The organism is Winogradskyella psychrotolerans, assembly GCF_018860565.1.
GTDB lineage: Bacteria > Bacteroidota > Bacteroidia > Flavobacteriales > Flavobacteriaceae > Winogradskyella > Winogradskyella damuponensis.
The window spans coordinates 433,896-454,419 of record NZ_JAHKPS010000013.1 but is presented as its reverse complement, the minus strand read 5'-3'; the positions used below and the strand labels follow the sequence as shown (position 1 = coordinate 454,419).

The 20,524-nt window shown below is 34.6% G+C and carries 10 protein-coding genes; 5 read left to right on the top strand and 5 right to left on the bottom strand.

Going from position 1 to position 20,524, the window contains the following annotated elements; genetic code table 11:
- From KO504_RS06530 to KO504_RS06520, 3 genes are all read right to left on the bottom strand, one after another.
- Nucleotides 1–835 (bottom strand): PorP/SprF family type IX secretion system membrane protein (locus KO504_RS06530; RefSeq protein WP_215925522.1); only part of this gene is annotated, 835 nt, incomplete at its 3' end.
- A gap of 26 nt (nucleotides 836–861) precedes the next feature.
- Nucleotides 862–4,881 carry a choice-of-anchor L domain-containing protein gene (locus KO504_RS06525; RefSeq protein ID WP_215925521.1) on the bottom strand — a complete coding sequence of 1,340 codons (4,020 nt, stop codon included), beginning with the start codon at nucleotides 4,879–4,881 and terminating at the stop codon, nucleotides 862–864.
- 126 nt (nucleotides 4,882–5,007) lie between these two features.
- Nucleotides 5,008–8,073 (bottom strand): T9SS-dependent choice-of-anchor J family protein, encoded by a 3,066-nt coding sequence (locus KO504_RS06520; protein WP_215925520.1) that lies wholly within the window; start codon nucleotides 8,071–8,073, stop codon nucleotides 5,008–5,010.
- Between the two features lie 598 nt (nucleotides 8,074–8,671).
- Between KO504_RS06520 and KO504_RS06515 the strand changes: the two genes are divergently transcribed.
- Entirely contained in the window at nucleotides 8,672–10,423 is a 1,752-nt protein-coding gene (locus KO504_RS06515) for a tetratricopeptide repeat protein (RefSeq protein ID WP_215925519.1), read from the top strand.
- Between the two features lie 78 nt (nucleotides 10,424–10,501).
- On the opposite strand, the gene KO504_RS06510 is transcribed toward KO504_RS06515, so the two are convergent.
- Both KO504_RS06510 and KO504_RS06505 read right to left on the bottom strand, forming a co-directional pair.
- Nucleotides 10,502–11,845 (bottom strand): sensor histidine kinase, encoded by a 1,344-nt coding sequence (locus tag KO504_RS06510; RefSeq protein WP_215925518.1) that lies wholly within the window; start codon nucleotides 11,843–11,845, stop codon nucleotides 10,502–10,504.
- Entirely contained in the window at nucleotides 11,835–13,187 is a 1,353-nt protein-coding gene (locus KO504_RS06505; protein WP_215925517.1) for a sigma-54-dependent transcriptional regulator, read from the bottom strand. The genes KO504_RS06510 and KO504_RS06505 overlap by 11 nt, the downstream gene beginning before the upstream one ends.
- Before the next feature lie 299 nt (nucleotides 13,188–13,486).
- Here KO504_RS06505 and KO504_RS06500 point away from each other — a divergent pair, with 299 nt between their 5' ends.
- The 4 genes from KO504_RS06500 (at nucleotide 13,487) to KO504_RS06485 (ending at nucleotide 20,514) form a co-directional block, all read left to right on the top strand.
- The gene (locus KO504_RS06500; RefSeq protein WP_215925516.1) at nucleotides 13,487–14,737 is read left to right on the top strand and encodes an efflux RND transporter periplasmic adaptor subunit; all 1,251 of its coding nucleotides are present in this window, start codon (nucleotides 13,487–13,489) and stop codon (nucleotides 14,735–14,737) included.
- A 105-nt stretch (nucleotides 14,738–14,842) separates the two neighbouring features.
- Nucleotides 14,843–15,520, top strand: a complete 678-nt coding sequence (locus KO504_RS06495; RefSeq protein WP_215925515.1) for an ABC transporter ATP-binding protein — start codon at nucleotides 14,843–14,845, stop codon at nucleotides 15,518–15,520.
- 152 nt (nucleotides 15,521–15,672) lie between these two features.
- A complete protein-coding gene (locus KO504_RS06490) occupies nucleotides 15,673–18,072 on the top strand; it encodes an ABC transporter permease (RefSeq protein ID WP_215925514.1) in 2,400 nt (799 codons plus the stop codon).
- 24 nt (nucleotides 18,073–18,096) lie between these two features.
- Nucleotides 18,097–20,514 (top strand): FtsX-like permease family protein, encoded by a 2,418-nt coding sequence (locus KO504_RS06485; protein WP_215925513.1) that lies wholly within the window; start codon nucleotides 18,097–18,099, stop codon nucleotides 20,512–20,514.
- The last annotated feature ends 10 nt before the right edge of the window (nucleotides 20,515–20,524 follow it).

Here is a 20,524-nt window from a genome sequence, read left to right as displayed (position 1 = left end):
GTGCATATGCTTTAATATCGGATGAAATTGCATCGTATGCATATCCAATTCTAATATTTGGTGTTAACGCTAAGTTTACCAAACCAGAAAATGAATCATCTAATCTATACGAAGCCCCAATTTCAAATTTCTTAAAGAATCTCGCATTTAAATTAACATCAAATGATGTAGGTGCATCAAAAGCAGATTTTACCATAAACGATGGTTTAAGTTCTGTATTTGGTGAAAGATCAAACACGTAACCACCAGTTAAGAAATAGTGCTGTGTTTCAGATCCTATTTTACGATTACCATCGTCTAAATGAACAGATGATAATAAGTTAGGTACAGATAATGATAAATAATATTTTTCAGTGTAGTAAAAGAAACCAGCACCAATGTTTGGTGTTGTTTCATTAATACCAAATCCAAAGAAAGGATCGTTAGTATCTATCACAGCAACGTTTCCATTTGATAAATCAATGTCATGGAATGTAGCTCCTGCTTTAACACCAAAAGCTAAACGGTGTTCGCCGCCTAAGTTTAAGGTGTATGAGACATCTACATAAGCATTAGTTTCTTTAACAGGACCAATATGATCTGCAATAACAGATAATCCTATTCCAAGATTATTTCCAACTGGCGCATGACCAAAGAATGTACCTGTTTCAGGGCCACCTTCAATTTTAGTCCATTGGTTTCTGTATAGTAGTCCAAAAGAAAGATTTTCTCTTGAACCTGCATAAGCAGGGTTTACTATATTCATATTATACATGTACTGTGTGTACTGAGGGTCTTGTTGCCCATGCATCTGAAATGCTAAAAGCAAAACCGCTATAATAGAGAGTTTTTTCATTATATAAAGTTGATTCTGTTAGTTGATTATCTGTTAATGTATACCCAAGAACTTCTTGTTTTGTTTCCTCCTTCATATTCCATAGTGTAGAAATAAGTGCCTACTGGAAGTTCTTCTCCATCATTAGTTTGGCCTTCCCATTCGTTTGTATAATTGGTTTTAGAATATACAAGGGTTCCATTTCTATTAAAAATTTCTAGTTTGGTAACATTAAAACTGCTTAAATCGAAATAATCATTTTGTCCAGGAGAGACTCCTGGTGAAATTCCTTGAGGAATAACACAGTTGTCTAATTCTATAACTGTAACTTCTGTAAATTGATTACACCCTGTATCATTAAATATGACTTCAATTTCATATAATCCAGCATCTAATACCTCTAAGCTTAAGCTATTTTCGTTATCTATAACACCACCGTCACGATACCAAACAATAGATACTTCTGAAGGTGAATAGTTTTCTGGCATTGCCTCAATAATTATTGGAGTTGAAGCATTAGGACATACTTCATAGTCAAAATCTGTAGAGAAATTTGTAACGGGTTCACTTCCAATTACCAAATTGAAGCTATTAGTTACATAACAATTTATATAATTACTAGATTCTACTCTCACAAATAAAGTTTCACCTGAGCTATCATAATTTCCTGAAATTGCTCCTGTAGCTAATATAGCATCTGCTTGAGATGTGTAATAAGTAACGTTATACAATGAAGCATCTTGACCATTAAGGATGGCTGAATCGTGTTCTGATAAATCAAAACTAACAATGCCATCGTTATCAAAATCACATCCAATAAAGTCTACACTTGCAGCGGTATGTGTTGGAGTAGAGGTGGCTATAGCAAATGTTGTTGTGGCAAAACAACCTGTAGCATTATCTTCTACTCTAACATAAATTGTCTGAGGGTTTGATGTGTTATTGTAAGGCGACATCAATTCACTTAAGTTATCTATAGCATCTTGTTCAGCACTATGATATGTAATTGTAAAATCTGCAGCGTTTTGGTCACCTAAAATAGCATCATTATTTTCTGTAAGATCAAAGAATGCTTGGTTTGTTGTAGAACATTCAAATAAATCAGCAGCAGGATTCGCTATTGGTTCTGGTAGAAATTCAACAAGAATACCATCTGTTATCATACAGTCTTCTGAGAAGATAACTTGAACGTCATAATAATTAGATTCAGTAACTGTTAACGTAGAAGATGTTTCACCAGGAATAACAAATCCGTCTTTATACCAAACATGTGGAAATTCAGGTGCATGTGTGTTTATAATTACAGGTTCATTTAAACAAGTTGCTGTGCCTGCATCAATAGTAATATCATCACCTAAACTTAATTCTCCAATATCAAAACTACCTGCTTTAAGGAAAACGCCAGTATCGTATTGCGAATCTCTATCGTCTGCAACAATGAGCTTTATATGATAAGTTTCTCCAATATTTACGGATGCTTGAGCCGTAAACACAGTTGTTCTACCATTATAATTCATTGGTGGTAAATTTGCTGTGATATATTCTCCAAAATATTCTTCATTAATAGCAGGGCATTCAGAATTTTGAGGATGAACATTAGTTGTTAAAATTGGAGTGTTGGAAAATGGAATTACTGCCAGATTGGTTGTGTTGTCGCTTGAATCTGTTAAGAAAAAAGCAAAAGCATCTGAGAAATTACATTCATCAGTACCACCAATAGCTCCGGTGTATTCCTCTGAAGCCATTAGGAAATCAAAGCTAATTTCTGGTACATAGGGTACAAAGTCAAATTCTATTATAGTTGCATTTCTAGAATTTATACCAAAATTATTGTCTAAGTCATAATCCCCTGGCCATGCGCTTCCGCCTGCACTCATTAGATTGTCGTTTGTTCCGGCTGCTTCTATGGCATGTCCTGTACTCATTAAAACTCCTTCACTAAAAGGGAATTCATCTCCGTCCATTGTAAAATAACCTATTCCGTTTGGTTGATCGCTACTAAAGCTCGTACCTGTTGAAAAAGTAATATTTGAAACATTAGCACAATCACTTCCAAATAATACGTCTTGTATCAATTCTTCAATAGTATGAGAATCATCAGTTACTTCTATGCTATTAAAACCAGGTTTAATACATAAATCAAAAGTTACATCCTCAGCTTCAGAGCCTTCTGAAAATACTCTTATATAATAAGTATTACCAATGACTAATTGCGGAGTAGTGCTCGTGGTACTATCCATACAATACAATTCACTAAGGTTGCCGCAACTACCTTCGTAAACAGCATGATTAATACCGGACGAATTACCATTAACAACTATGTTTTCAAATGATATTATTTGGTTGTCATGTAAAGCTGTAAACTGAAACCATACATCATCATCAGGGTCTCCTGAACAAGAAGGATCAGGTGTACCAGATGGGGTTGCCGATAAAATCGTACCAAAATTTAACTGGTCACAACTGTTATCTGTATTTACAACTGCGATTGTAGCGTTTGAGCAATCATTGTTGTCAGGAATACAACCTGTTAGTTGTATTGGTAAACTGTTGAATACACAATTGAAATCTTGATCGTTATTTAAAGTATATATGACATCCACATTAAAAGGAAAAGGTCCTATTTGGTAAATGCCTGTTGATGTAATAGTAGTGGTATTTGGGTCTATATTGTTAGATAAGGTTAATGATGTTGCGCTACCTAATGATGTAACATTAACATCCAATAAATATTGATCACCATTGTCACAATCATCCACAAATGCGAAGGTTGACTCTGAATTTGTACATGTAGCACAAGAAACAGTATAGTTAATACCATCTTTCATAGGTAAGTCTCCACTAGCACAACTTGAGGGTAAAAAATCATCTGAAGCGATATAAAATGATATTCTATTACCGCTAGATGTATAAGAAACGCCTGCTAGATTGCCTTCATTACCAAAGAAATAATCAGTGTAAGCCACAATAGGAGAGCCATCAGTATCAATAACTACCAATGGGTCCCATCCATCTTGAATATAACCCGACTGAAAAGTTAAAGTTAAAGGCGTACCATCTGTACTTGTAAAAGTAAAGACTTCGGGATTAACCACTCCATTATCCCCATAACACATAGACTCCACTAATGGGCCTTCATTACAATCAATGATAAAGTCTGTTTGTATTGGTGTTGTAAAAGTAAGAGGGCCTGCCCAAATACTATTGCCATTTGTACAATTTGCTCTTACATATACATCATACGCTGTATCAAATAATAGGTTGTTTTCTATAATACTTGTAACAGAAGAGAATGTACCCGATGAAGGAATGCTAGATTCCGAAGGGATCACAACATACTCCCATGACGATTCACTATCATTAGCTTCCCAAGCAAAGCTGGCAAAAGCATATGTGTCATTAGAATTCACGTAATTAAGAGATAGCGTTGGCGAAATACAAAATGTTCCACAAGTTTCTACACGTACCAAATCAATAGACATATCTGCTCTACTGCTAAAAGTTGCTCGCGTATTTTTAAACTCAAGATATATAGATTGCCCGAGATAAGCATCTAAATTAACACCTACTGGTACCCAATCTTCAGAACTAGATGTCTGTAATTGACCAGTCCATGTAAATACATTTGTAAAAGGCCCCGAAATTGAAGTAGAAATACCAACTTCCAATTCCCCCATATTGTCACCATAGGCATGCATATAAAAAGATAGTTCTGCACTATCTGTAGCTGTAGTAAGATCAATAACAGGACTAATTATTGATGCCGATTCCTGGTTAACATTACCAGACGCTTCAAAATTCATATAATTAGAGCCACTATATGGTGAACTTGGTCCTGTTGAGCTACTATCTGAATTTCCTGGTATTTCCCAGTTTCCCCCAATATTATTGTTTGTGATATCTCCTATCCATCCATCAGAATCATCAAATTCGGCTGTAAATACAAACGTAGAGTTGTTAGACGGGCAAGAGACTCCAACTGGAGGAGATATTGTTTGACATAAGGCTATTGAACTTCCAAGCATGCAGAATGCTAAAAAGGTCAGTTTGAAGATATTCTTATTCATTTCAGTTTTTATTTAATTCGCTAAAAAAATCAGTCAATTTATAAACAGGTAACCTGTTCAGGTATGTTTTAAAAAAACAAAAGCCACAAAGTGAAATTAAGTGGCTTTTGTATTTTACAAACAAATTTATTGTTTAAGTACTCGTATCGTTTCTGTAACATTTGCTATAGTTACTTTAACAAAATATGTCCCTATATTTAAGTTAGACATGTCTAATTCACTAGCAATGTTATTAGGCGTTGTTCTTAGTACTTCTTGACCTAGCATATTATACACAGTTATATTTTCGATACTTTTTTTAGCATTCAATGTTAATGTGTTTTTTACTGGATTAGGGAAATAGGTAAATGCAGATTCATTAACGACATCATCAACACTTAAAGCAGTACAAGTTACTGTTGCTTCCCATCCTGTTAAGTTAGAATAAGGGTTAGATGTAAATTCAATAGTTAAGGCTCCTGATGGATCTGTAGAAGTGTAAAAGTCACCTATATGAAGTTCACTACTTGCAACTATAGTATTGTCTCCATTACCACTGTCTTGTCCGCATAGCGTTTGAGCTAAAACTGGGTATGTGTTATCTGGACCGTTATATATAGTTAAGTAATCGTAACATCCATCTTGTTCTCCAGAACCAAAGGTGTCTACTTCTATATCAACGTATGTAAACGTAATAGTTACTGCTTGTCCAGCAGAATCTGGAAGAATAGTTGTAGACGAAAATTCAGAATTTGAATAATTACCATTGATTCCGCCACCATCAACGAAGATACCACCACAAGCAGGTGGGATAATAGCTGTTCTAAACGCATATGGCCCAGTCCAAAGAGAAACTCCATCTACATCACATTCAGATTGTACATAGAACTCGTAATAATTATCATCTGTTAAACCTGAAAGGGTATATGGGTTTGTAACTCCAAATACTGTTGCAACGCCTGTAGCGGTTTCACCTGCTGTTATATTCACAACTTCAATGTTCCATGCTGTAGCTGTGCCGTTGCCGATCCATGACAAATCAGCAGATGTAGTTGTAATATTTGTAACAGTTAATGCTGTAGGAGACATACATAAAGGAGCTTCATCAAAAGTAACATCATCAATAGCGATATCATCATCAAAATCACCTGGTTCAATGACTTCAGAAAATGTAAATCTAGCTTGTGCTGGTCCAGTAAACGTTAAATCACTAATATCTAAAGTTTTTAATTCCCATCCTGATGTGTTTGTATTATAGGTTGCCATAAGGTTCCAGGCAGCACCATCCCAAACTTCTACATCTAACTGAGCATTGGCTGAGTCTTCAGAATTGCTAATTTCATAAAAGCTCAATGCAGGTGTTGTAAGTCCACTTACATCTACAAAAGGGCTCAATAAATATCTAGGCCCATGCTCGCCAGAGGCATCTGCTGCGGCATAGAAACCACCTGATGCCGTACTCCCTGTTATGACACCGTCATTACCAACATGGCTTAATCCTGATGCTTCAAAAAACCATTCTTCCTCTCCTGAATCGCTATACATTCTCCAACAATCTGGTATTGCACCACCATTATCAAAACCTTCTGTATATGGTGCTGTCAGAGCTTCACAATCAGTTATAATAGATACTGGTCCTATCCAAGACGAATTTCCATCTATGGCACCACAATTTGATTGGACATAAAATTCATAAACTGTATTTGGTAATAAACCTGTTACTGTATAAGGATTAGAAACTCCAGTTAGTGTTGCTATACCTGTTACAGTTTCTTCTGCAGTTATATTTACAATTTCAATATTCCAAGCTGTTGCAGTTCCTGTTTCTGTCCATGCTAAATCTACTGTCGTTGTTGATTCATTTGAGGCAACTAAATCTGCAGGAAAGATACAAGGTATAGGGTTATCAAAAATGACATCATCAATAGCTATATCGTCATCACTACCACCATTAGGCTCAGAAAAGGTAAAGCGAGCTTGTGCTGGCCCTGTATATGTTAACGTACTTATATCTATTATTTTTAACTCCCAACCGTCTGTATTTGTATCAAATGTAGCCATAAGATTCCAAGCAGCACCATCCCAAATTTCAACATCTAATTGTGCGTTACTTGAATCTTCAGCATTACTTATTTCATAAAAACGTAGTTCAGGCGTAGTTAACGTACTTACATCTACAAAAGGGCTCATTAAATATCTTGGACCATGATTACTCGATGCATCACAAACAGCATAATAGCCATTTGATAATGTACTGCCTGAGAGGTCTCCTCCATCACCAACGTGACTTGGACCAGAATCTCTAAAAAACCAATCTTCTTGTCCTGAATCGCTAGACATTGTCCAACAAGCAGGAATATCACCAGCATTCTCAAAATTTTGTGTGTAAGGCGCAGTAAAAGTATCACAAACCGTCGTAAACGACATTGGACCTACCCAAATAGAAGGGCCATCAACTACACCACAATCTGCTTGCACATAAAATTCATATTGTGTACCAGACGCTAAACTAGTTGCCGTATAAGGATTAGTAACTCCACTAAAAGTTGGAACACCAGTTACAGATCCACCAGCAGTAATATCTACAATTTCTATGTTCCAAGCTGAAGCAGTACCATTCTCTGTCCAAGCTAAATCTACTGTTGCAGTAGAAATATTATCAACTGTTAATTCTGTAGGCTCCATACAAGCAGGAAATGTGTCATTTACAAAATTATCTACATACAATTCCCAGTTATCAATTGACGTGGACTTAAGAGCAACATAAATTGATTGCCCATTATAAGCAGACAAATCTATTGTTACTTTGGTCCATTCATTAGGAGCTTCAGTTTCTGGCTGAAGAATAACAGTGAAATCTGCAGCAGTGGCGGTAGTAGTAGACAATAATACTTCATACGGCTCTAAATACAAGCCACTTCTCGATTTTACATAAAATGTTAATCTATCGTTTAAGCCAGAAGTCACTGAAATTTGAGGTGTAATTAAGTAATCATCGTTAGCATCAGGATACCCAGACCCAATCTTTACAACGGCAGAACCATCTTGTGCTCCATCTTCTGGTGTATCATCCCACTCCCACGTTGTTGTACTAGCAAGATCTAAAATAGTCCATGTTGCTGGAATTTCAGTTTCGAAACTCTCAGTAAATTGTGCATTGGATCGCCAACAAAAAGCAATCATTACGATAAATAGATAAGTAATTTTTTTCATAAAGTTTGGATTAAAAAGTTAGTGTTCTAATAGTTTAAAAAAATAGCTCTTGCAAATTTTTAAAACTTATGAAGCTAAAGTTGGACATTATCTTTCTTATTTTTGAGTTTTAAGGGTTATCAAAAGGTAATCAAGCCAAATTTAATTAACTTGACTTATTTTAATATACTGATAATGATCTGTTTAATAGAATATTAGATTTGCAATAGAAAAAGCGCTATTCTTATTAAAAAAATTAGAATTAAGCTGATATATTGAGTTTTAATTGAGTTTTTATGAAATAAAACCACATTAATTAGTTGGTTTTTGGATAAAAAAGATCAATAAATTCCGCAAAAATGAAGGCGTTAAAATTGATTTAAAAAAATAATTAGGATAGGGTTTAACAATGAGAATCGTGGAGGTTCTGGTAAATAAATACCGCGAAAATCATGATTATCATAAAAATTCAGAAATATATTTAATTACTCTAATTATATTGTAAACTTTCGTTATTATTAAAGGCTTTAACGATTTATTAAATTTTAAAACACGAATAATAGTTCTTTTTTCTGAGAAGAATTACCGGTTCACATAGATAATAAAAATTAACGTTTGTATGTTTTCAAATGCCTTAGAAAAAATAATGTTACTCATTGTATCATTTATCATTTGCACTTCATTAAATGCTCAAGATAAAGAACGTATAATTAAAATTAGTGACTTAGATAGTTTACATCGTGAATACTATGGTTTGGCTACAGAAGAATCATATATTGTACATAACAAACTTTTGAAGCAATCTAAAAAACTATCTTATGATAAAGGTATTCTTTCGGCGTATAAATCATTGGTTTGGCAACATGGCACAAGTAAAAGAGCAAACCTAGATAGTGTGTTGCATTATGCTGACCTTTTTGAAACTAAAATAGCAACTAAGAGTATTCAAGAGGACACCACTTTAATAAGAGAACTACAACTTCCAGATTATTACTTAAATAAAGGTCAAATATTAGCCAATGGTTTTGGTTTGCCCGAACAGGGCTTAGAAAGTTATTTTAAAGTTTATCCTTTAATCCCCAAAGGAAATGTGAGATTATCAATAGCTTATAATATTTCTATTTCTCAAATCTACTATCATAAATTCCAGTACGATAAAGCGCTTGAAGTGCTCACGCCTCTTTTAAAAGATACTGTTGGTCTTGGGTCTTTTATAAAAAAGAGGTTATTAGAAAATATTTCAGCTAATTATGTCCAAAAAGAAATGCCCGAAAAAAGCTACCCCTTGCATAAAGCATTATTAGATTTAGCTATAAAAGACAATAAAAGTTATGAAATATGGTGGACTAAAAACAAATTAGCAAATGACTATTTTAGATTAGGAGATGTGCAAAGAGCTATTGATTCTGCCTTAGTTGTGAGAAAAAATTGTTTAGAAAATAACTTTCATCAACTCGTATTTAATAATACAGCTTATTTAAGTACATTTTATCATGCTGCAGGAGATTTAGATAAAGCAATTGCTTATAGAAAAGAAGCCATTCAGTTAGCCTCTGGTGCAGAATATAAGAAAGACACTTACAATAGGCTTGCCGAGTACTATATGGAGAAAAAACAATACTTAAATGCCATAGACGTATATAAAAAGAAGGGTGCGCTAGTTGATAGTTTAAGAGCTAATGAGAAAAAAGCATTGTCTAGTTACATTGATTCTAACATTAAACTTCTAAAAGAAAAACAAAAAAGTCAGCAAATGCTTTTTGATATGGAGTTACTTGAAATAAAAAACAAAAAGCAAGAACTCTATTATTTAAGTATTAGTGCCATACTTGTAAGTATCATTCTTTTATTAGGTAGTATTCTATTATTTAGAAAATATAAAAAAGGCGAAAAAGTTATAGAGGTTTTAAAGAGTAACGAGAAAAAACTTCTTGAAGAAAAAATTACACTGCGCGAAAATGAACTAGAAGCCTCCGCTATAGCTTTATCAAGGCGCATAGAAATGCTGACATTAATAAAAAATGAACTAGACGAAATAAAAAAACCACAAATTCCAAAGTTAGAAGAAGCCAAGTCTAAAATAAATAATCTTATAAAGTCCGCTTCAGATATGTCTATTATTACTAAAAGGATAGAATCAGAATACCCAACAATGTCGGCTAAATTATTAAACAAATATCCTAATTTATCAGACACGCAAATTCGCTATTGCTTATTAACAAAAATGAATTTGTCAATTAAAGAAACTGCTACGATATTAAATGTTACTCCTAATACGGTAAAGGTGGCGAGAAGCCGATTAAAAAAGAAATTAGATATCCCGCCTGATATTTCAATTAAAATGTTCTTAGATAAACTGTCTAAAGAGTAATTCTTATTAGTTTAGATTTTTATTGAAAACTTAATTAAATATTTTGTTAAGGCAAAGTAAATGAAGGAAATGGTATTTTTAAAACACCAAACTAAATACAGAACCTTCACTTTCCACACTTTTTACAATAATTCTACCTTTATGAAGCAACATAATTTGCTTGCAAAGGCTTAATCCAATGCCGCTTCCTGTGGTTTTACTAGTAAAGAACGGTACAAAGATGTTTTCTAGAATATCTTTAGGAATTCCAGAGCCATTGTCTAAAACTTTAATTACAATATCTCTATTTGGGTTTTCAGAAGCAAGGACTTTAATTTCGGGATGGGCTCCATCTTTACAAGCATCAACAGCGTTTAAAATAAGGTTGATTAAGACTTGTTCTATAAGATGGGTGTCAATATCCAATTCTAGTTTAGGAGAGGTAACATTAAAAGCTATGCTTATATTTTTAGCCTTTATTGAAGGTTCCATTAACAACTGAAGATTATTAAATAAGTCTTCAATTTTAACACGTTGTAGGTTGAGGTGTGTGACTTTACTCAAACTTCTATAGGTCTTCGCAAATTTTAAAAGACCTTCACTACGGTTTTTAATGGTTTTAACTCCAGCGTTTAAATCGTCTAACTCAAGGCGTGTTTCTTCAGGTTGTTCTATGGCTAATTGTAAGTTTTTTTGAAGGGTATCTGCTAAGGATGAAATCGGCGCAATAGAATTCATAATCTCGTGTGTCATCACACTTAAAAGTTTCTTCCAAGATTCCGATTCATTTTTATTTAAAGTATCATCGATATTCTGAATTACAATTAATTTGAAAGCATCCTCTTTAACTTGAAATACGGTATCAGAAATTAAGATTTTTATACTTTCATTCTGAAGTGCTATGGAGATAGAATTGGGTTCTCTGTGGTAGGTTTCAAAAATGGTCGTAAATAATTCGGGTTTCCTGTTTTCTACAAATCGAATATTTTTAAACGATGGCATGTCTAAAGTTTCGCCAAAAGAATCGTTACTCCAAAGGACATCACCAGATTCCAAATTATACGCAATAATGCCAATATCTACCATTTCTAAAATCTTTTGAAGATACACGTATTGTGCTTCGTTTTGGGAGTTGATTTCCTTTATGGTTCGGTTTATTTCGTTAAAACCCGTATATAAAAAACGAATGTCTTTAGGTCCTCTATCTTCCGGAAACCATCTTGAAAAATCACGATATTTGACGGCTTCAAAAAAATCGTCTATAGCAACAAAACGGCGTTTTACAAAGGTATAGGTGTTTATGAGTAAATAGAGTAGCGCGATGCTAATAATAACAAAATAAGTGGATTGATCGTTGTAAACGAAATAGGCTAATGCGAGTATGGCACCTACTAAAAGAAGCACTCTAAAAAAGAGCCAAAGAATGTAACTTCTATAGTTCATACTTTTCTAGTCTTCTGTATAAAGCTGCTCTGGTAATCCCTAGATCTTTAGCCGATTTAGAGACATTACCTTTATTTTTTTCAAGAACATTTAAAATGGCATTTCTTTCAATATCATCCAAGTTTAAACTTTGAGTTTCCGTACTTGAAGCTGCCGACGACCGTTCTATAGAGGAAAATACTAAATCCTCCGGTTTTAAGACCGAACCGTCAGTCATAATAATGGCGCGTTCTAAAACGTATTGAAGCTCTCTTACATTACCAGGAAAGTCGTGTTTTTTGAGCTTCGAAATAAATCCGGAATCAAAAGAAAAGGGGTTTTTATTATATTTTTCAGCATATAAAGTCACAAAATGGTGTGCTAACGCTGTAATGTCAGTGCCACGATCTCTTAATGGAGGCACAACAATATCAACCGTATTAATTCTGTAGATTAAATCTTTCCTGAACCTCTTTTCATCTGCTAAAACTTGAGGATCGATATTAGTAGCGCAAATTAATCGAATATCGATAGGGATTGGTTCATTTGAGCCCAAAGGAGTCACTTGTCTGTTTTGTAAGACGGTGAGTAATCGGGCTTGCTGACTCAAACTAATATTTCCTATTTCATCTAAAAATAGTGTGCCACCATGGGAGGCTTCAAATCGGCCTTTTCTATCTTCTCTAGCATCGGTGAAAGCCCCTTTTTTATAGCCAAATAATTCACTTTCAAATAGCGATTCTGTTAAAGCACCAACATCGACTTTTACAAACGGTTGGTGTTTTCTGTTGGAGTTATCATGAAGCGCACGAGCAATTAAATCTTTACCTGTACCGTTTTCACCAAGGATTAAAACGTTGGCATCTGTTGGTGCTACTTTTTTGAGCTTTGTAAAGACATCTGTCATCACATCACTAGTGCCAATAATTTCAACAGAATTGCTGTGAAGCTGGTTCTTTGAGAGCTTTTGCGATTTTTTCTGACTCAGAATAGTTGTGATGGTTTCTACAATTTTTTCATTCTTCCAAGGTTTCATTAAAAAGTCAGATGCACCTTCTTTTAAACCGCGTATGGCTAAATCAATATCAGCATAAGCGGTCATTAAAATCACAGCTGTTTCAGGTTTTAACTGTCGGATTTTGTTCAGCCAAAAAATACCTTCGTTTCCCGTATTGACTAAGCCATTGAAATTCATGTCTAGAATAATAATATCGTAATTAGCTTGCGCTATTTGAGAGGTAATATTACTTGGGTTTTTCTCCGTAACCACAGTTTTAACCAGCGGTTTTAATAGCAATCGCAATGCTGTTAATACATCAACATCATCGTCTATAACTAATATTGTAGCGTTTTTAAGTACCATCTCTCGATAATCGAGGTTTATTTATTAGGAAGTCCTTTCAAAGCCGAACGTTATACATCGGAAATAGCGTATTGAACTCATTTTAAGGATGTGTTTACAATATTACAATTTTATCTTGGGCTTAAAAAAAATACAAAACCTAAATTTTAACAGCCTTCAAAAGTGTACGTTATTGAACATAAAGTGTATCAAAAACGGACACTTTTAATTTCGACTAAAAATATAATAAGCTGTAATTCAGTATATTAATGTTTTGGCATTATCTTCACTATATAAAATATATAAATCAAAAATTACAAATGGACGTTCCAATTCAAAAGAAGAAATTTTCAAATCAAAAAGTAGGATTAGCTTTAGGGATTTTAGTAATAATAGCTTTAATCGTGTATGTTATTTTTCAAACCTCAGGTGGTTCAAAATTGAATGTTGATAAAGAGCGAATTTCAATTAGTACAGTCAGTGAAAATGTATTTCAAGAAAACATTCCGGTTAACGGTATTGTGCTTCCTATTACCACCATTTATTTAGATGCTTTAGAAGGTGGGCGTGTAGAAGAGAAGTTTGTTGAAGATGGTGCCATGCTTAAAAAAGGAGAACCAATTTTAAGATTATCTAATACCGATTTGGAATTGAGTCTTATTAACCAGGAAACGTCGGTGTATAATTTATTAACACAAATGCAGATTTCTCAAAATGCAGCGCGCCAAAATACCATTAACCGCCAAAATCAATTTACTGATGTTGAAAATAATCTCATTGAAGCCGAACGTGTTTATAATTTAAACAAACGTTTATACGAAAAAGGGGCGATTGGAAGAATGGACTACGAGTCGTCTCAAAATAATTATGAGTACCAAAAGGAACGTATGAAACTTGCGCAACAAGTATTATCAGAGGATAGTATTTCATCAAAATTAGAAGTCAATCAGGCTAGAAATTCATATGCTAGAACCCAAAGTGCTTTAGAATTAATGCGAAAAAAGGTAGGAGATTTAGTGGTTAGAGCACCAATTGATGGGCAGTTAACGTCGCTAGATGCTGAAATTGGGCAGTCTATTAATAAAGGCACACGGTTAGGTCAAGTCGATGTGATCACTGGTTATAAAGTTAGAGTGGATATTGATGAGCATTATATTTCAAGAATCTATAATGGTCAAACCGGAACCTTTGTGTTGAATAATAAAACCTACACTTTAGAAATTAAAAAGGTATTTACACAAGTTACCAATGGTCGTTTTCAAGTGGATATGAAATTTGTAGGTGAAGTGCCTGAAGGCATTCGTAGAGGTCAGAATTTGCAAATTCGTGTGGCCTTAAGTGCAGAAAAAGAAGCGTTGTTAGTAGCGAAAGGTGGCTTCTTTCAAAAAACAGGAGGGAACTGGATGTTTAAAGTCAGCGAAGATGGAAACACAGCGTACAAAGTCAACATAAGATTAGGAAGCCAGAATACAGAATATTACGAAGTCTTAGAAGGATTAAATCCTGGAGATAAAGTAGTCACCTCGAGTTATGATGCTTTTGGTGATACGGAAGAGTTGATTTTGAAATAGAAGCATGAGACAAGAACCAAGATAATAAAGATTAGAAAAAAGACTAAAATTAACAACCAATAACTAAGGGCTAATAGCCAAAGCTACAAGATAAAAACTTATACGATGATACAAATAAAAGACCTAGAAAAATTCTATAAAACCGAAGAAGTACAAACCATAGCCTTAAACAAATTATCGTTTGATGTAAAAGAAGGTGAGTTTGTGGCGATCATGGGGCCTTCCGGATGTGGGAAATCGACCTTATTAAATATTTTGGGATTACTAGACGATCCTGATGGAGGTAGTTTTATGTTTAACGGCACGGAAGTCGCTGGTTATAATGAGCGCAAGCGTTCAGAATTACGCAAACACAATATTGGTTTTGTTTTTCAAAGCTTTAATCTCATTGATGAACTAACGGTGTTTGAAAACGTAGAATTACCCTTAATCTATACAGGTGTTAAACCAGCAGAACGTAAACAGCAAGTGGAGGCGGTTTTAGAGAAAATGCAAATTATGCACCGAAGAAATCACTTTCCTCAACAACTTTCTGGTGGACAGCAACAGCGTGTGGCTGTGGCAAGAGCGGTTGTTAATAATCCCAAATTAATTCTTGCAGATGAACCCACAGGAAATTTAGATAGTACCAATGGTAATGAAGTTATGGATTTATTAATAGATCTCAATGAAGCAGGAACAACCATCATCATGGTAACACACAGTGAGCACGATGCAAAATACAGTCACAGAATTATAAGAATGTTAGACGGACAAAAAGTAACAGAAAATATATTAGCGTAGTCTATCCTGCAAGGTTTTTAAAACCTTGTAGGTATATAATAATCAATCAATCAGGCCGAAAACACTTCAGTAAATCATAAAACAACCAATCAATTACGACTGAAGTGTCGAAGCCAAATCAATCAAAAAACGAACAGTAATTCATAGAAGCCATGCTCAAAAATTATTTCAAAATAGCGTTTCGGAATCTTATTAAAAATAAGGTGTATTCATTTATCAATATTTTAGGTTTAGCTGTTGGCATGGCAGCGACGATTATGATTGGTTTATGGGTCACTGATGAATTAAATTTTAATAATCATTTTGAAAGTAAGGAGGCTATTGCTCAAGTGTTTCAAAGTCAGACAATAAATAATACTATTGGAACAGATCCTGCTATTCCGAGACCATTAGAGTTTGCCTTGCGTCAAGATCATAAAGATAACTTTAAACATATTGTGATGTCATCTTGGGAGCAACCGCGATACCTTAAATTTGGTGAAACCAATATTTACAGAACCGGAAACGCAATGCAAGAAGGAGCAACAGATATGTTGGATTTGGATATTATTTCGGGAGTAAAAGATGGCCTTAAAGAGAAGAATTCAATTATGTTATCAGAATCTGCTGCGAAGTCTTTATTTGGTAATGAAACCGCTCTCGGAAAAATAGTAAAAGTGAATAATGAGGATGATTTAATTGTGTCTTCGGTTTATAAAGACATTCCAACAAATAACTCTTTTAGCGATATGGAATACATCATTCCATGGAAACATTATGTAACAACACAGCCTTGGTTAGAATTGTCAAAGGATGCTTGGGGAAATAATTCATTTCAGCTGTTTGTGCAAATTAATGAGAATACGACTATGGATGTGGTAACCTCTAAAATTAGTGATGTAAAGAAAAATGCCTCATCTGAAACAGCTCAATTTAATCCACAATTATTCCTGTTACCTATGAAAGATTGGCATTTACGAAGTGAGTTTGAAAACGGGGTGCAATCCGGTGGACGAATTGAAAACGTTTGGTTGTTTGGTGTTATAGGTTTGTTTATTCTGTTATTAGCCTGTATCAATTTTGTGAATTTAAGTACCGCACGTTCCGAAAAACGAGCGACAGAAGTTGGCATTAGAAAATCGATTGGCTCACAACGTAGTCAGCTTATTTTTCAATTTTTAAGTGAATCGTTTTTAATTGTGTTTCTGTCGTTTATTGTTGCACTTGGATTAGTGTTGTTATTCTTAAACGGATTTAATAATTTGGCTAGTAAAGCCATCGTTTTTCCGTGGGAAAATCTTCAGTTTTGGTTAATTTCATTGACTTTTGTAATTATTACGGCATTTTTAGCAGGAAGTTATCCAGCCATTTATTTATCATCTTTTAATCCTGTTGCGGTATTAAAAGGCACCTTCAAATCTGGTCGTTATTCATCTTTGCCTCGAAAAATTTTAGTAGTCGCACAGTTTACCGTTTCGATAGCCTTAATTATAGGAACATTGGTGGTGATGAATCAAATACAGTTTTCTAAAGATCGACCTGTTGGATATGATAAAGAAGGACTCATTCAAATTCCAGTTATGAGTAACGAGTTTATCGGGAAAAAAGATATCATGAGGAATCAGTTTATAGCCTCTGGGGGTGCTTTAGAAATGGCAGGAACAAGTGCACCTATGACTAATGTGTGGTCTAATAGATCTGGTTATACTTGGGATGGTAAGCCTGCTGATTTTCAGGAAGATTTAGCATATACATCCGTCTCATATGAATTTGTGGAAACTTTAGGTTTAAAAGTTACTGCTGGTCGTGGGTTTTCTCGGGAATTTGCTTCAGACTCAAATGCTGTATTACTTAATGAAACGGCTGTGAAATACATGGGACTTATTAATCCAATTGGTAAATTTATAAGAGATTCTGATACTGAAAATGTTGATCCACCACTAAAAATTGTAGGAGTTGTTGAAGATATGATTATTCAGTCGCCATACAGTCCAGTAAAACAAGCGATGTATGTTTTTGATAGCGATGATAATACGGCGTTTTATAATGTAAGACTTAATCCCGAAAAAAGCACTAGTGAAAATTTAGCGCTTATTGAAGGTGTCTTTAAAAAGAACTTTCCAAACACTCCTTTCGACTATCAGTTTGTGGATGAAGAATACGGTGCAAAGTTTGAATCTGAAGAACGTGTTGCCAGTTTAGCCAGAGTATTTACAGCATTAGCGATTTTTATTAGTTGTTTAGGTTTATTTGGATTAGCATCTTTTGTGGCTGAACAACGTACTAAAGAAATTGGTGTTCGTAAAGTCTTAGGAGCATCCATCAGTCAGTTATGGTTATTGCTTTCAAAAGATTTCATCACGCTGGTATTCATTGCATTGTTAATTGCATCTCCGTTGGCTTATTATATTATGGGACAATGGTTACAAAAATTTAGCTATCGTACCACAGTCAGTTGGGATGTGTTTGCCATTGCATGTTTTGGAGCGTTAATCATTACACTAATCACTGTAAGCTTTCAAGCCATTAAAGCAGCAACGTCTAATCCAGTAAAGTCATTGCGTACCGAATAATCATCAATCAAAAAACGAACAATCATGTTTAAAAATTATATAAAAATAGCATTCAGAAACCTCTGGAAGAATAGAACTTTTACAGCGCTTAATGTGGTTGGACTTACGGCAGCATTTGGTGTTGCAATTTTATTAGCGATGTATGCCGTTTTTCAATTGTCTTTTGATCGCTTTCATGAGCATGGAGATGAAATTTATCAAGTGTATACAGAAGATAGTGGGTTAAATGGCATTGAAGCTAACATCTCAAAATCCGAACCTTTTGCTGCCGCTTTAAAAGATGAGGTTGCGGGAGTTGAGAAAATTACGCGTTATGTTAGTACTGGTGTCTTATTAAGTCAAGAAGATAAGCAATTCCGTATGAGTACGGCTTATGTGGATCCCGATTTTTTTAACATGTTTAGCTTTCCAATTATAAAAGGTGATAAGACAAGTCCTATAGCGTCAGAGTCTTCTGTGGTAATGACTGAACTAGCTGCGAAACGTATTTTTGGCGACGAGAATCCCATAGGGCAAACCGTTACCATTTTAAGAGATGAAGTAGAAGTGCCTTTTAATGTCACAGCGATTATTGAAGATTTTCCTGATACAAGTTCAATAGGTTTTGATATCGTTCTCAATTTTAAAAGTCAAAATGAGCATGCTTATGCCAGAACTGTAGGACGTTGGGACATGGAGAATCATGAGGTGTATATGCAACTTTCTGAAGGTTTAAAACCTGAGCAATTTGAGAAAAGCACAGCAGATTTTACCCAATTACATTATAAAAATGAGATTGATAATGCCAAGCGAGATGGCCTTCAACCTAATGCAGATGGCCTTTACAGACAAATAAAAGTATTGCCGTTGGCAGATGTTCGTTTTGCTAATTTTAATCAAGGTCCGGTAACTGTGAGTCGTACCATGCCTTATTTGGTCTTGGGGATTTCAACTTTAATTCTGTTTATCGCTTGTGTGAATTTTATCAATATGAGTATTGCTAAAAGTGCGCAACGTTTGCGTGAGATTGGCATGCGAAAAACATTAGGTGCAAACAAAAAACAGTTGTTTTTTCAGTTTTGGGGCGAAAGCATTTTAGTGTTTTTAATTTCCATCGGACTAGGAATTTTATTAGCTGTGTTTCTACTGCCTTATTTTCAAACCTTATTTATAACCCAAGCGTCATTGGCAACCTTACTAAACCCATCATTGTTGTTGGTGCTTATTTTAAGTATTTTGCTGATTACATTAATTGCAGGAGGTTACCCTGCATTATTAATGAGTCGCCTAGGAACCTTACAAAGTTTAAAAGGGAAGCTCGACGTCAATGGTAAAAACCATTTACGAAATAGTTTAATGGTCTTGCAATTCGGTATTGCTATTTTACTGATTAGTGGTACGCTTGTACTTTGGGATCAGGTGGAATTTATGAGGACTAAAGATTTAGGTTTCAATAAAGATCAGGTGATTGCTTTTCCTCTGAATGGACAACTTAACGATCAACAAGCTATAGAATTACTTCGAAATACGCTTCAAGATAAACCTAATATTGTAAGTATTACAGCATCTAATAATATTTTAGGTTTAGGAAAAGATGGCTCGCGCTCTACAAGTGTCTTGGGTTTTGAACATCAAGGTCGCGGTGTAGAAACACACATGGTGGTGGTTGATGCCGATTATATTGAAACTTTAGACTTGGATATTATTGAAGGTCGTTCATTTCGAAAAAATTTAGCCAGTGATAGTCTTTCAGTTATTATCAATGAAGCTATGGCTAAACAGATGAATGAAGATGATATTTTAGCTTCTCAGATAGATTTAGATGATGCAGTATATTCTGTTGTAGGTGTTATTAAAGATTTCAATTTTCAAGAACTTGACCAGAATATTGCACCAATGACCTTATTTGCACTTCCTAACTGGAATTTACGCAACGCATACGTTAAGGTGTCATCACAAAATTTAGAGCAAGCCTACACCGATGTAAAAGCAGCTTGGCATACTATTGAACCTAATGCCGAATTTCAAGGGTCTTTTTTAAATGAAAATATTGATAGAACCCTACGTCATGAGCGCACTATGATTACCATGATTGGTAGTGGTTCAATACTTGCCATAATCTTAAGTTGTATCGGTTTGTTTGCCATGTCATTACTCATTGTAGCACAGCGTAAAAAGGAAATAGGAGTTCGTAAAATAGTCGGTGCGAGTGTCTCGGCCATTACAATATTACTGACTAAAGACTTTTTAAAATTAGTCGTTATCGCTTTTTTAATTGCGTCTCCAATAGCATGGTGGGCCATGAGTAAATGGCTGCAGAATTACGCGTATCGTATAGAACTTAATATTTGGATGTTTTTAGGTGCAGGCGGCATAGCAGTAGTCATCGCCATGTTAACCATAGCTGTAAAAACAATAAAAGCCGCAACCTCTAATCCTGTAGAATCTTTAAGAACGGAATAATCATTATCAA